Annotated in this window: 12 protein-coding genes; 7 read left to right on the top strand and 5 right to left on the bottom strand. The window is 66.1% G+C overall.

The genetic code is table 11. The features are described from left to right. Positions 1 to 1,377, top strand: a complete 1,377-nt coding sequence (dbpA, locus tag QRM89_RS14630) for an ATP-dependent RNA helicase DbpA (RefSeq protein WP_011037426.1) — start codon at positions 1 to 3, stop codon at positions 1,375 to 1,377. An 88-nt stretch (positions 1,378 to 1,465) separates the two neighbouring features. Here the strand turns inward: dbpA and QRM89_RS14635 are convergent, their stop codons facing one another. Then, entirely contained in the window at positions 1,466 to 2,026 is a 561-nt protein-coding gene (locus QRM89_RS14635) for an adenine phosphoribosyltransferase (protein ID WP_115530571.1), read from the bottom strand. Positions 2,027 to 2,110: 84 nt separating this feature from the next. Then, complete coding sequence (locus QRM89_RS14640; RefSeq protein WP_115530572.1) at positions 2,111 to 3,667, bottom strand: YdiU family protein; 1,557 nt, start codon at positions 3,665 to 3,667, stop codon at positions 2,111 to 2,113. A 170-nt stretch (positions 3,668 to 3,837) separates the two neighbouring features. Here QRM89_RS14640 and QRM89_RS14645 point away from each other — a divergent pair, with 170 nt between their 5' ends. Next, a complete protein-coding gene (locus tag QRM89_RS14645; RefSeq protein WP_042597679.1) occupies positions 3,838 to 4,713 on the top strand; it encodes an alpha/beta hydrolase in 876 nt (291 codons plus the stop codon). Between the two features lie 57 nt (positions 4,714 to 4,770). Here the strand turns inward: QRM89_RS14645 and QRM89_RS14650 are convergent, their stop codons facing one another. Both QRM89_RS14650 and QRM89_RS14655 read right to left on the bottom strand, forming a co-directional pair. Then, positions 4,771 to 5,469, bottom strand: a complete 699-nt coding sequence (locus QRM89_RS14650) for a glutathione S-transferase (RefSeq protein WP_285448326.1) — start codon at positions 5,467 to 5,469, stop codon at positions 4,771 to 4,773. 204 nt (positions 5,470 to 5,673) lie between these two features. Next, the gene (locus QRM89_RS14655; protein ID WP_011037431.1) at positions 5,674 to 5,883 is read right to left on the bottom strand and encodes a cold-shock protein; all 210 of its coding nucleotides are present in this window, start codon (positions 5,881 to 5,883) and stop codon (positions 5,674 to 5,676) included. A gap of 268 nt (positions 5,884 to 6,151) precedes the next feature. Here QRM89_RS14655 and QRM89_RS14660 point away from each other — a divergent pair, with 268 nt between their 5' ends. From QRM89_RS14660 to QRM89_RS14675, 4 genes are all read left to right on the top strand, one after another. Then, a complete protein-coding gene (locus QRM89_RS14660; protein ID WP_119959542.1) occupies positions 6,152 to 6,634 on the top strand; it encodes a YaiI/YqxD family protein in 483 nt (160 codons plus the stop codon). 58 nt (positions 6,635 to 6,692) lie between these two features. Next, on the top strand, positions 6,693 to 7,241 hold the full coding sequence (locus QRM89_RS14665; RefSeq protein WP_011037433.1) for a YaeQ family protein: 549 nt from the start codon (positions 6,693 to 6,695) through the stop codon (positions 7,239 to 7,241). After that, positions 7,238 to 8,419 carry an NAD(P)/FAD-dependent oxidoreductase gene (locus tag QRM89_RS14670; protein WP_285448327.1) on the top strand — a complete coding sequence of 394 codons (1,182 nt, stop codon included), beginning with the start codon at positions 7,238 to 7,240 and terminating at the stop codon, positions 8,417 to 8,419. Before QRM89_RS14665 ends, QRM89_RS14670 begins: the two co-directional genes overlap by 4 nt. Positions 8,420 to 8,504: 85 nt before the next feature. Further along, complete coding sequence (locus QRM89_RS14675; protein WP_228439742.1) at positions 8,505 to 10,574, top strand: EAL domain-containing protein; 2,070 nt, start codon at positions 8,505 to 8,507, stop codon at positions 10,572 to 10,574. Positions 10,575 to 10,718: 144 nt separating this feature from the next. Here the strand turns inward: QRM89_RS14675 and htpX are convergent, their stop codons facing one another. Then, positions 10,719 to 11,597, bottom strand: a complete 879-nt coding sequence (gene htpX / locus QRM89_RS14680) for a protease HtpX (protein WP_114998906.1) — start codon at positions 11,595 to 11,597, stop codon at positions 10,719 to 10,721. A 100-nt stretch (positions 11,598 to 11,697) separates the two neighbouring features. Here htpX and gluQRS point away from each other — a divergent pair, with 100 nt between their 5' ends. Continuing rightward, complete coding sequence (gene gluQRS / locus QRM89_RS14685; RefSeq protein WP_285448328.1) at positions 11,698 to 12,591, top strand: tRNA glutamyl-Q(34) synthetase GluQRS; 894 nt, start codon at positions 11,698 to 11,700, stop codon at positions 12,589 to 12,591. The last annotated feature ends 25 nt before the right edge of the window (positions 12,592 to 12,616 follow it).

A 12,616-nucleotide genomic window follows, 5' to 3' on the forward strand; every position in this document is an offset into this window, starting at 1 on the left:
ATGAACGAATTCTCCGCGCTGCCGCTCTCGCCAGCCTTGGCCCCCGGCATCGATGCCCTGGGCTACACCACCCTCACGCCGATCCAGGCGCAGAGCCTGCCGCCGATCCTCCAGGGGCTGGATGTGATTGCCCAGGCGCCCACCGGCAGCGGCAAGACCGCCGCGTTCGGGCTGGGCCTGCTGCAAAAGCTCGACCCGGCACTGACCCGTGCGCAAGCGCTGGTGCTGTGCCCCACGCGCGAGCTTGCCGACCAGGTCGGCAAGCAGCTGCGCAAGCTGGCCACCGGCATTCCCAACATGAAGTTGCTGGTGCTCACCGGCGGCATGCCGCTCGGCCCGCAGCTGGCATCGCTCGAAGCGCACGACCCGCAGGTCGTGGTCGGCACGCCCGGCCGCATCCAGGAACTGGCGCGCAAACGCGCCCTGCATCTGGGCGGCGTGCGCACGCTGGTGCTGGACGAGGCCGACCGCATGCTCGACATGGGCTTTGAAGAACCCATCCGCGAGATCGCCAGCCGCTGCGACAAACACCGTCAGAGCCTGCTGTTCTCGGCGACCTTCCCCGACATCATCCGCACGCTGGCGCGCGAGCTGTTGAAGGACCCGGTGGAAATCACCGTGGAAGGCGCGGACAACGCGCCGGAGATTGACCAGCAGTTCTTCGAAGTGGACCCCACTTATCGGCAGAAGGCGGTGGCCGGGCTGCTGCTGCGCTTCAATCCCGAATCCAGCGTGGTGTTCTGCAATACCCGCAAGGAAGTGGACGAAGTGGCCGGCTCGCTGCAGGAGTTCGGGTTCTCCGCGCTGGCATTGCATGGCGACATGGAGCAACGCGACCGCGACGAGGTGCTGGTGCGCTTCGTCAATCGCAGCTGCAACGTACTGGTTGCCAGTGACGTGGCCGCGCGCGGCCTGGATGTGGAAGACCTCGCGGCGGTGGTGAATTACGAGCTTCCCACCGACACCGAAACCTATCGCCACCGCATCGGCCGGACTGCGCGCGCCGGCAAGCACGGCCTGGCACTCAGCCTGGTGGCCCCGCGCGAAAGCGCCCGTGCGCAGGCGCTGGAGGCCGAGCACGGCCAGCCGCTCAAGTGGTCGCGCGCACCGCTGGCCACCGCGCGCCCGGCGCAATTGCCGCTGGCCGCGATGACCACGCTGCGCATCGACGGCGGCAAGACCGACAAACTGCGCGCCGGCGACATTCTTGGCGCATTGACCGGCGAAGCGGGCTTGTCGGGTGCGGCGATCGGCAAGATCGCCATCTACCCCACCCGCTCGTACGTGGCGATTGCGCGGGCGCAGGTCGCTCGTGCACTGACCCACTTGCAGGCCGGCAAGATCAAGGGCCGTCGCTTCCGGGTCACCAAGCTCTAGGCAGCGCGCATCGCCGAATCGGGAGCCCACTCAGATGGGCTCCGCGATGCAGCGGTCTGGCCGCTGCACCGGTACAGCGATCCCTTGCTCAGTAGCTCAGCGTCGCCAGCAGCGGCACATCGTTGAGCCATTTGCTGCGGCCCTGCAGGGCCTGCAGCTCCACCAGCACCGCCGCGCCGACGATTTCCAGCTCCAGCTGCGCGGCCAGGCCCAGGGCTGCACGCAGGGTACCGCCGGTGGCGAGTACATCGTCGACAATCAAGACCCGTGCACCGCGCGGCAGGGCATCTTCGTGCATCTCGATGCGGTCGGTGCCGTATTCCAGCGCGTACTCCTGGATCAACGTGCGCCCGGGCAATTTGCCCGGCTTACGCACCGGCACGAAGCCGGTGCGCAGCTCGCGCGCCAACGCCGCGCCCAGAATGAAGCCACGCGCCTCGATGGCCAGCACCGCATCCAGCGGTGTGGTGCGCCAGGGCTGCGCCATTTCATCCAGCGCAGAAGCGAAATCCGGGCCATCGGACAACAGCGGCGTGATGTCCTTGAACACGATGCCCGGCTTGGGAAAATCGGCGATGTCGCGGATCCGGCCCGACCAGTGGGTCGGTCCGGAAGAGGTGGAACCGGCGCAGCGGCTGCAGTCGTTCATGGCGGTCGTGGCCAGTGGGAGCGCTCTATTCTAGGCGAGCAGGCCGACTGTGCGGCGCCGACAACCGCTGCCGACATGAGCGCGTCAGGAACTGCAGGACAACATCGAGCATCCCGCGCGGTCTCGCGCCCAGTCCGGGCGCTTGGCCGCGAATGCCTCACGCCCGGATTGGTCGTCGTACGGGCGCTGCATGACCTCCAGCAGCGCGTGCACGCCCGACAGATCGCCCTGCTCGGCCTGGTCGATCGCCTGCTGCGCCAGATAATTACGCAGCACGTAGCGCGGGTTGGCCGCCCGCATCCGCGAAGCGCGAACCGCATCTGACGCGCCGTCTTGCAGGCAACGTGCGGCATACCGCTGCAGCCAGGCGTCCAGCGCTGGCGCCTGCGCAGCACGCTTGGTCTCGTCGTAAAAGGCCTCGCGCAGCACAGTGGCGTCTGGCCGCTGCGGCGACAGATTCATCAGGCCACGGAAGGTCAGCGTCATGTCCATCTCCGCTTCGCGCATCAGCGCACGCAGGTCGTCGATCAGGTGCAGATCCTCGTCCTGGCACTCGGCCAGCCCCAGCTTGGCCGCGGTATCGCGCCGGTCACAGGCCAGATAGGTGTCACGAAACTGGTCCAGCCCGGCCTGCAAGGGCGCCGCATCGCCGAACAGCGGCGACAGTGCCTGAGCCAGCCGCCCCAGATTCCAGTACGCCACCTGTGGCTGGGTGCCGAAGCGATAACGGCGACCCTGCGCATCGGTGGTGTTGGGCGTCCAATCCGGGTCGTAATCGTCCACCCAGCCGTAGGGGCCGTAGTCGATGGTGAGCCCCAGGATGGACATGTTGTCGGTATTCATCACCCCATGCACGAAGCCCACACGCATCCAGTGCGCAACCATCACCGCAGTGCGCTCGCACACCTGGCCGAACCAGGCGGCAATCCGGTCTTCGCCACTGCCCGGCAGGTCAGGGAAATCGCGTGCCAGGGTGAAGTCCACCCACTGCCGTAGCAGATCGACGTCGCCACGCGCGGCGGGCAGTTCGAAATTGCCGAATCGAATGAACGAGGGCGCCACGCGGCACACGATCGCGCCCGGCTCGCGGCGCGGATGCCCGTCGTAGAACATGTCGCGCACCACTGCATCACCGGTGCCCACCAGGCTCAACGCCCGGGTGGTCGGCACGCCCAGGTAATGCATCGCCTCGCTGCACAGGAATTCGCGGATCGACGAACGCAGCACGGCGCGGCCATCCGCCCCACGCGAATACGGCGTTGGCCCGGCGCCCTTGAGCTGCAGTTCGTAGCGCCCGCCATCGACCCCGAGGGCCTCGCCCAATGAGATCGCGCGGCCATCGCCCAGCTGCCCCGCCCAATGCCCAAACTGGTGGCCACCGTAGTTGACCGCCCACGGCTGCATTCCCGGATACAAGGCATTGCCGCCAAACACCTCGGCAAACTGTGCGCTGGCAAGATCCTCGGCACGCAGGCCCAGGCGTTGCGCCACATCGGCCGAATACGCCAGCAGCGTGGGCGCAGCGACCGGCGTCGGCTGCACTGCAGACCAGGCTGCCAGCACTTCGCGGCGGCGTGGGCCTTCTTCCGGGTCGCCCGGCAACTGGGCGCGCAAACGGTTATCGAATTGAAGATGCGTCATGCGTGCAAGCCTAGGGCACTGGCGATGAACTTCGCATGCGGGCAGCGCGCATCCACGCGCGCGCCGGCATCGTATCTTCACCTGCTGCACCATTGCCAAGCAGGCTCGGCCTGCCTGCAGTCACCACGCGCCCAGCACCCTCTCTTCTTGCCTTTCGAGCGACACCGCCCATGCCCTCACGCGCTTCCCGCTGGTTCCGCCCCGCCCTCGTGCTACTTGGTTCGCTGACCTTGAGCGCCTGCAGCAGTGTGTTCTTCGGTGGCATCAATGCCGCCACCAGTCGCGAGGGCGTGATCGAGCACCGCAACGAGGTGTTCGACCCGGCCCTCGGGCTGGCGCTGGACGTCTATCAACCGCGCAACGCACTCAATGCGCCGGTGGTGGTGTTCTTCTACGGCGGCACCTGGAAGCGCGGCACGCGCCAGAACTACAGCTGGGTCGGCCGCTCGCTCGCGCGTCAGGGCGTGGTCGCGCTGGTCGCCGATTACCGCAAGTATCCGCAGGTCGGGCTGGACGGCTTCATGACCGATGCCGCAAAGGCAACGGCATGGGGCTATCAACATGCGCAGGCCTATGGCGGCGACCCGACACGCGTGGCGGTGATGGGGCATTCGGCAGGCGCGCATATTGCCGGGCTGCTGGTGACGGATCGCAGGTGGCTTCAGGCGCAGGGCCTGCGTCCGCAACAACTGTGCGGTTTCGTCGGACTTGCCGGTCCGTATGATTTCTCGCCCATGACCGACCCCGAACTCATCGAGGTCTTCGGCACCTCACCCGCACAGCAGGCCGCGTCGCAGCCTGTGGTTCACGCAGATGGCGACGAGCCGCCGATGTTGCTGCTGCATGGACAAGACGACCGCGTCGTGGAGCCACGCAACAGCACCTCGCTGGCCGCTGCCGAACGGCGCGTCGGCGTCCAGGCAAACACCACGTTTTATCCCGGCATGGGGCACATGGGCCTGGTGCTGTCGCTGCGCAAAAACCCGGCCGACTCGCCCGCCTTGCGTGACACCCTGCAGTTCCTGCGTAACTGCAAGGCTCCTTGACGGGAGAGCCCGCCTATCGGGCAGCCCGCATCAGTCAGCCGGCTAGCTGCGAACGACTCAGGTGGCGGGCTTGGCCCGCTGCAGCTCAAACGGCCCGCCCTTCTTCAGTGCGGCCTGATATGCCGGCCGCGCCTCGATGCGCTCGATAAAGCTGCGCAGCTTGGGGTAGGCCTCCAGCCCGCCGCCTCGCGCAGCCGCCGCTTGCACCGGGAAACTCATCTGAATGTCGGCCGCGGTAAAGCGCTCACCCGCGAACCAGCCGCTGCCGCCCAGCGATTGCTCCATCCAGTCCATGTGCAACTTGAGTTGCGGCCCGACGAAGCCAGACATCGCCTTGTCGACAATCGCGCGCGCAATGGGCTTGGCGAAAAAGGGCATCGGGGCTGAGCAGATGCGCCCAAAGATCAGCGTCATCAGCAATGGCGGCATCGCCGAGCCTTCGGCGTAATGCATCCAGTACCGAAATTGCAGGCGCTCGGGAGACTCCGCTGGACGCGCCGACGGCGACAGCGCGCATTCGGTGTCGTAGCGCTCGGTGAGGTATTCCAGGATCGCGCCGGACTCGGCGATGGTCAGCGCACCATCGACCACCACCGGCGACTTGCCCAGCGGATGGATCGCGCGCAACGCAGGCGGCGCCAGCATGGTCTTGGGGTCGCGCTCGTGGCGCACGATTTGGTACGGCAATGCCAGCTCTTCCAGCAACCAGAGCACGCGTTGCGAGCGGGAATTATTGAGGTGGTGGACAGTAAGCATGGGAGAGCCGGCGTGCGGAAAGCGCACATCCTACCCAGGCCCACGTCATTGCCGTGCTCACCGCATCCGTAAACCCTCGCACCGGCGTGCAACGCGGTGGCGCCGAACGTGCAGATTGGGGCGACGCGACAAATCGCAGACAATAAAAAAACGCCGGACGCTTGCGCGCCCGGCGTTTTTGGCAACCTTACGGTTGCAGACGGATTAGACCGCCTGCACCTGGTCAGCCTGCATGCCCTTCTGGCCCTGCACGGCGACGAAGGAGACCTTCTGGCCTTCCTGCAGCGACTTGAAGCCGGTGCCCTGGATGGCACGGAAATGCACGAACAGGTCCGGGCCGCTTTCCGGGGTGATGAAGCCGAAGCCCTTGGCATCATTGAACCACTTCACGACACCGTTCTGACGATCTGACATTTTACTAACTCCTGAACTTTTAGATGGATAAATCGCAGCAACCGAAAAACCGGCGCTGAGACTGAGTTGCAGGCGTTGGTAAAGCGGAACGATGGAGCGGGATCGAATGAGATCTAGCTACACCAGGCCACGATTCACGGTGACCCTTGCAAACACAGTGGGTGCACAGTACTCGTGTTTTATGCAAAAAGCGACACCTTCGGACAAAAGTTTTGCTGTCGGGCGCATTCTGACCCCCTGTCAGGCCATTTCCTTCCCGATTTCCTAGATGAATACGCCACTCCCGTCAGGTCCTGCGCAGATCTGGGTCGACGCCGACGCCTGCCCGGCGGTCATTCGCGACATTTTGTTCCGCGCCGCCCAGCGCACCGGTATCTCCGTCACCCTGGTCGCCAACCGTTTCCTGCACACGCCAACCCTGGCCCATGTGCGGGCGCTGCAGGTGCCCGGCGGCCCGGATGCGGCCGATGACGCCATTGCCGAGCGGGTCAACGCTGGCGATCTGGTAGTGACCCAGGACATTCCTTTGGCGGCGCGCGTACTGGAACGCGGCGCCGCAGCGGTCAGTCCGCGCGGGGAGCCGTTCAGCAGCGACAGCATCGCCGAGCGCCTGTCGGTGCGCGGTTTTCTGGAGGAATTGCGCGGTGCCGGCGTGGCCACGGGCGGGCCGCCTGCGCTGCACGCACGCGACCGCCAGGCGTTCGCGGCGCAACTGGATCGCTGGCTGGCACGGCAATCCGCCCGGCCATGAAGACCCTCGCGCGGAGCCTGCAGGCGTATCATGACCGCCCTTTGCAACTGGTTTCCCGATGGCTCTCACCGCCACCGTCCGCAGGGCGGAACTGCAGATCAGCGACATGGATCGCGGCTACTACGCCAACCATTCGCTGACCCTGGCCCAGCACCCTTCCGAAACCGACGAACGCCTGATGGTGCGCCTGCTGGCGTTTGCCCTGTTCGCCGATGACCGCCTGGAGTTCGGCCGCGGGCTGAGCAATGACGACGAACCGGATCTCTGGCGGCGCGACTACACCGGCGACCCCGACCTGTGGATCGACCTGGGCCAGCCCGACGAGAGCCGCGTCCGCAAGGCCTGCAACCGGTCGCGGGAAGTAGTCGTCATCGGGTACGGCGGCCAGGCCACCGAGACCTGGTGGAAGAAGCATGCCAACGCACTCGGCCGGCACCGCAACCTGCGCGTGCTGGAGCTCGAATCGCAGGCCACCGAGGCGCTCGGTGCGCTGATCCAGCGCGGCATGCGCTTTGACGTGATCATCCAGGACGGCGAAGTGCAGATGCTGGCCGACCAAGGCACCGTCACGCTCACGCCCATCGTGCGACAAGCCCCGGCGGAATGAGCACGCGTTGCGATGTGCTGGTCATCGGCGCCGGCGCTGCCGGGCTGATGAGCGCCTTCACGGCCGGTCGCCGCGGGCGGCAGGTGCTGGTGATCGACCACGCCAACAAGGTGGGCAAGAAGATCCTGATGTCCGGCGGTGGGCGCTGCAACTTCACCAATACCGGCACTGCTCCGGCCAACTTTGTTTCGGCAAACCGGCACTTCTGCAAGTCCGCCCTCGCCCGCTACACCCCGGGCGCGTTCGTGGAACTGGTGGAGCAGCACGGCATCGCCTATCACGAGAAAGAGCTGGGCCAGTTGTTCTGCGATGTGTCGTCCAAGCAGATCGTGCGCATGCTGCTGGACGAATGCGAGGCGGCCGGCGTGCAGATCCGCACCCAATGCGAGGTGCAGGCGGTGCGCCGCGACAGCGACGGCTTCAGCGTGGACACCAGCCAAGGCCGCGTGCAGGCGCAGGCGCTGATCGTGGCGACCGGCGGGCTGTCGATTCCGGGCATGGGCGCAAGCGGCTTCGGCTACACTCTGGCCAGGCAATTCGGTCATCAGCTGCTGCCTACCCGCGCCGGGCTGGTGCCGCTCACCCTCAGCGGCAAGCATCAGGAACGCCTGCAGGATCTGTCCGGCTTGGCCGTGCCGGTCGAGGCGCACTGCAATGGCGCCAGTTTCCGCAACTTCATGCTGATCACCCACCGTGGCGTCAGCGGGCCGGCGATCCTGCAGATCTCCTCGTTCTGGCAGCCCGGCGATGATCTGCGCCTGGACCTGCTGCCAGGCCATGACGCCGAGGCCTGGCTGCGCGAACAAAAGCAGCTACGCGGGGCCACTGAGCTGCGCAACGTGCTGGGCGAGGTCCTGCCACGGCGCTTTGCGCAGCGGCTGTGCGAGGTGTGGCTGCTGGACAAGCCGGTGCGCCAGCTCGATCCACCGCAGCTACGCGCAGCTGCCGACCTGCTCGGTGGCTGGCCGCTGGTGGCCAGCGGCACCGAGGGCTATCGCACCGCCGAGGTCACGCTGGGCGGCGTGGACACCGACCAGGTGTCCAGTGCGACGATGGAGTCGCGCCTGGTGGCCGGGCTGTACTTCGTCGGCGAAGTGCTCGACGTCACCGGTTGGCTGGGCGGCTATAACTTCCAATGGGCCTGGGCGTCCGGGCATGCTGCCGGAAGCGTGGCCTAGGTCTCACCGTCGCTGCGCGCCCGTCCACATACATGGACGCGCCGAACCCCTTCGTGTATTAAAGCCCGTCTCTAGGGAGCCGCGCATGCAGAAAGGCAAAGATCTCACCCTCCGCCTGATGATTGTCGATGACAGCGTGGAGAGTGCCGAGGCCATCGTGACCGCGCTGCGCAACGGCGGCATCGCCGTGCGGCCGTCACGCCCGCAGACACCGGAAGAGCTCGGCAGCATGTTGTCCGGGCAGATCGACCTGGCGGTGCAGGGCCAGGCGCAGCAGATTCCGATGTCGGCCCTGCAGCAGCACATTGCCGGCAGCGGCAAGGACATCCCGATCATCCAGCTGGCCGATCGCATCGAAGAGAACGCATTGGTCGAAGCCGCTGCGCATGGCGTGCGCGCGATCGCGCTGCGCCATCGCACCGAACATCTGCTGGCATTGGTGCGCTCGGAGTGGGCCGACCTGCAGGCACGCCGTGGCCTGCGTCGTATCGAAGCGCAGATGCGCGAAACCGAGCGCCGCTGCGATGCACTGATCGCCTCATCGCGCGACCCGATCGCCTACGTCCACGAAGGCATGCATATCCGCGCCAACGAGGCGTATCTGGAGATGTTCGGCTTCGAATCCTTCGAGGATGTGGAAGGCGTGTCGCTGCTGGACATGATCGCCGCGCAATACGTGGACGATTTCAAGCAACTGCTCAAGGCCCTGTCCAAGGGCGAGCCACCGCCCGCGCAGTACAAGGTCGACGCGCGGCGGCTGGAGGGAGACACCTTTCCGGCGACCATGGAATTTGCCACCGCCACCTATGAGGGCGAGCCCTGCATCCAGGTGGTGTTCCGGCGCCGCGAAGAGTTCGACCCGGAACTGGCGCGCGAGGTCGAAGACCTGCGCCAACGCGACCAGGTCACCGGCCTGCTCAACCGCCCCACCTTCATGGTGGCGCTCGAACAGGCGGTGGCACAGGCCGGCCGCAGCGAAGGCCAGTCCGGCTTCCTGTTGATCGAACCGGATCATTACGCGCGGATCCTGCCGGAGATCGGCCTGGATTCGGCGGATGCACTGATCGCCTCACTGGCGGCGCACCTGGCCAGCGTGCTGGACGACAGCGTGGTGGCCGCGCGCTTCGGCGAGCACAGCTTTGCATTGTTGATGGACGGCAACTATGCGCGCTCGCATGCGCTGGCCGAATTGGTGCGTGACGCGTTTGCGCAGCACGTGTTCAGTGTTGGCGAACGCTCGGCCACGGTCACGGTCAGCATCGGCGGTGTGCAGATCGGCGAAAAGATCGCCAGCATCGGGCAGGTGCTCAACCGCGGCACCGAGGCGGTGCGCACCACGGCCGAGCTCGGTGGCAATGCGGTCAGCATCTTCGACCCGGCCGCCGCCGATCGCGCCGAGGAAGAACGCATCGAGCGTTGGGTGGAACAGTTGCGCGAGGCACTGATCGGCGACGGCTTCCTGCTGCATTACCAGCCCGTGCTCAACCTGCAGGGCGAGCCGCTGGAGCTGTATCAGGCGTTCCTGCGGTTGGAGCGCAATGGCGAGATGATGTCGCCGAATGCGTTCATGGCCATTGCCGAAGAACACGACCTGATCACCGAGATCGACCGCTGGGTGGTGGCACGTGCGATCCGCCAGCTGGGCGAGCGCCAGCGCGCCGGGCACAAGACCCACTTGCTGGTGCGCATCGGACCCAATTCGTTCTCCGACCCACAGATGATCGACACCATCCGCGAACAGCTGGCGGTGTACGGCGTGCCAGGCGAGCGGTTGTGGTTGCAGACCCCGGAATCGAAGGTATTCACTCACCTGCGCAACGCCCAGCAATTCCTGGCTTCGGTCTCGGCAATGGGCTGCAAGGTGGGGCTGGAGCAATTCGGTTCGGGACTGGATTCGTTCCAGCTGCTCGCACATTTCCAGCCCGCGTTCCTCAAGCTCGACCGCAGCATCACCGGCGACATCGCCTCTGCCCGCGAAAGCCAGGAAAAGATCCGCGAGATCACCTCACGGGCGCAGCCGACCGGCATCCTCACGGTGGCCGAGTTCGTAGCCGATGCGCAGTCGATGAGCAGCTTCTTCACTGCGGGGGTCGATTACGTTCAAGGCGACTTCGTCGCGCCCACCGGCCCGCTGATGAACTACGAGTTCGGCTGAGGCCATAACCACCCGCGTAAGGCGCCATGCTGGCTGGCGCCGTGTGCGGTTTGTCGCGGCGGTGCGCTGCCGAGACTCAAAGAAACACGCTGTAACAAAAAACCCGCATGACGCGGGTTTTTTATTGAGAGGCAAACCGCTGGCTTACATCGCCGTACCGCTGGACGCACGCAAGGCGGCAATGCGCTCGGTCAGCGGCGGGTGGCTCAGGAACAGGCGACGCAAGCCCTCACCCACACCGCCGGAAATGCCGAACGCCTGCACCTGCGAGGGCAAGGTGTTCTGGCCGTGATTGAGCGACAGACGCTCCAGCGCGGCGATCATCTTGTTGCGGCCGGCCAGCTGCGCGCCACCGGCGTCGGCACGGAACTCGCGGCGGCGCGAGAACCACATCGCGATCATCGTGGCGAACAGGCCGAACACCATCTCCAGCACGAATACGATGATGTAGTAGGCAAATCCACGCCCGCTGTCGCGATTGCCAGACAGCGCGCTGTCGATGATGCCGCCCACCACACGCGCCAGCACGATCACGAAGGTGTTCAGCACGCCCTGCAGCAAGGCCATGGTGACCATGTCGCCATTGGCAATGTGGGCAATCTCATGGCCTAGCACGGCCTCGGCCTCGTCTTCGCGCATGTGCTGCAGCAAGCCGGTGGAAACCGCCACCAGCGCATTGTTGCGGTTGGCACCGGTGGCGAAGGCGTTGATTTCCGGTCCGTCGTAGATGGCCACTTCCGGCATGCCGATACCGGCCGCCTGGGCCTGGCGGCGCACCGTGTCCACCAACCAGCGCTCGGTCTGCGTTCGCGGCTCGGTGATCACCTGCGCACCGGTGCTGCGCTTGGCCATGAACTTGGACAGCAGCAACGAAATGAACGAGCCGCCGAAGCCGAAGATGGCGGCCATCACCAGCAGCCCACTCATCTGTGCCGGATTGACGCCCAGCACCGACATCACAATGCCGGCCAGGATCAGCACCGCAAAGTTGGTCAAGAGAAACAGGACGACACGGTTGAACATAGAGGCAGTGGCTCCGCACGCAAAGAGGATGAACTGCTGCGGATCTGCGGACGTGGCGGGTTGAAATCAAGCAAGCACCTGACCGACGATTCAGCTGCCCATGTCCTCACTCCCCTACCGCGGCCGCTTCGCGCCCTCGCCCACCGGCCCCCTGCACTTCGGCTCGCTCCTGGCTGCGTTGGGCAGCTGGCTGCTCGCGCGCCATGCCGGTGGCGAATGGCATGTGCGAATCGAAGACATCGACCCGCCGCGTGCCGAGCCAGGCGCCTCGCAGCGCCAGTTACATACGCTGGCTGCGTTCGGGCTGCACGCTGACGGGCCGGTGCTGTATCAGTCCGACCGCGATGCGTATTACGAGGCAGCACTGTCGCGGCTGCTGCGCAGCGGTGCGGCGTTCGAATGCAGTTGCAGCCGCGCAGAGCTAGCCGCGATGGGTGGCATACACCACGTCTGCGTGGCGCCACTGGGCATCCGCCGCGCCGTGCGCCTGCGGGTGCCGCCGAACACCCAGGCAAGCTTTCAGGACGCGCTGCAGGGGCGCATCACCCAGGATGTGTACGCCGAGGTAGGCGACGTCGTCCTGCGCCGTGCCGACGGCTACTGGGCCTACCAGCTCGCGGTGGTGGTCGACGATGCGGCGCAGGGCATTACCGATGTGGTGCGCGGGGCGGACCTGCTCGACTCCACCCCGCGCCAATTGGTGCTGCAGCAGGCCCTGGGCGTGGCACCGCCGCGCTATCTGCATCTGCCGCTGATCCTGGGCGCCGACGGGCGCAAGCTTTCCAAGTCGCATGCGGCGCAACCAGTGGATGACAGCGACCCGCTGCCGGCGTTGCGCGCGGCCTGGCGGGCGCTGGGCCAGGCACCGGAGGTCCTGCCCGCGCATGTATCGGTGGCCGGAGTGCTGCAGCATGCTGTGCAGCATTTTTCGCCGCAGCGGCTGCCGCGCGTTGCCAGCCTGGACGCTGCCACGCGCATCGACGCCCCGGCTTGACTAGAATTGCGACCCAGCACCGGCT

Origin of the sequence: Xanthomonas sp. LMC-A-07 (assembly GCF_030208825.1) — a bacterium.
In the GTDB taxonomy this organism is placed as follows: Bacteria; Pseudomonadota; Gammaproteobacteria; order Xanthomonadales; family Xanthomonadaceae; genus Xanthomonas; species Xanthomonas campestris.

Excerpts from the sequence above, each read along its gene's own strand:
- gluQRS (WP_285448328.1), top strand. The coding sequence starts at position 11,698 with ATGTCCTCACTCCCCTACCGCGGCCGCTTCGCGCCCTCGCCCACCGGC.
- QRM89_RS14650 (WP_285448326.1), bottom strand. The coding sequence starts at position 5,469 with ATGCTTACTGTCCACCACCTCAATAATTCCCGCTCGCAACGCGTGCTC.
- QRM89_RS14635 (WP_115530571.1), bottom strand. The coding sequence starts at position 2,026 with ATGAACGACTGCAGCCGCTGCGCCGGTTCCACCTCTTCCGGACCGACC.
- htpX (WP_114998906.1), bottom strand. The coding sequence starts at position 11,597 with ATGTTCAACCGTGTCGTCCTGTTTCTCTTGACCAACTTTGCGGTGCTG.
- QRM89_RS14675 (WP_228439742.1), top strand. The coding sequence starts at position 8,505 with ATGCAGAAAGGCAAAGATCTCACCCTCCGCCTGATGATTGTCGATGAC.
- QRM89_RS14670 (WP_285448327.1), top strand. The coding sequence starts at position 7,238 with ATGAGCACGCGTTGCGATGTGCTGGTCATCGGCGCCGGCGCTGCCGGG.
- QRM89_RS14655 (WP_011037431.1), bottom strand. The coding sequence starts at position 5,883 with ATGTCAGATCGTCAGAACGGTGTCGTGAAGTGGTTCAATGATGCCAAG.
- QRM89_RS14660 (WP_119959542.1), top strand. The coding sequence starts at position 6,152 with ATGAATACGCCACTCCCGTCAGGTCCTGCGCAGATCTGGGTCGACGCC.
- QRM89_RS14665 (WP_011037433.1), top strand. The coding sequence starts at position 6,693 with ATGGCTCTCACCGCCACCGTCCGCAGGGCGGAACTGCAGATCAGCGAC.
- dbpA (WP_011037426.1), top strand. The coding sequence starts at position 1 with ATGAACGAATTCTCCGCGCTGCCGCTCTCGCCAGCCTTGGCCCCCGGC.
- QRM89_RS14645 (WP_042597679.1), top strand. The coding sequence starts at position 3,838 with ATGCCCTCACGCGCTTCCCGCTGGTTCCGCCCCGCCCTCGTGCTACTT.
- QRM89_RS14640 (WP_115530572.1), bottom strand. The coding sequence starts at position 3,667 with ATGACGCATCTTCAATTCGATAACCGTTTGCGCGCCCAGTTGCCGGGC.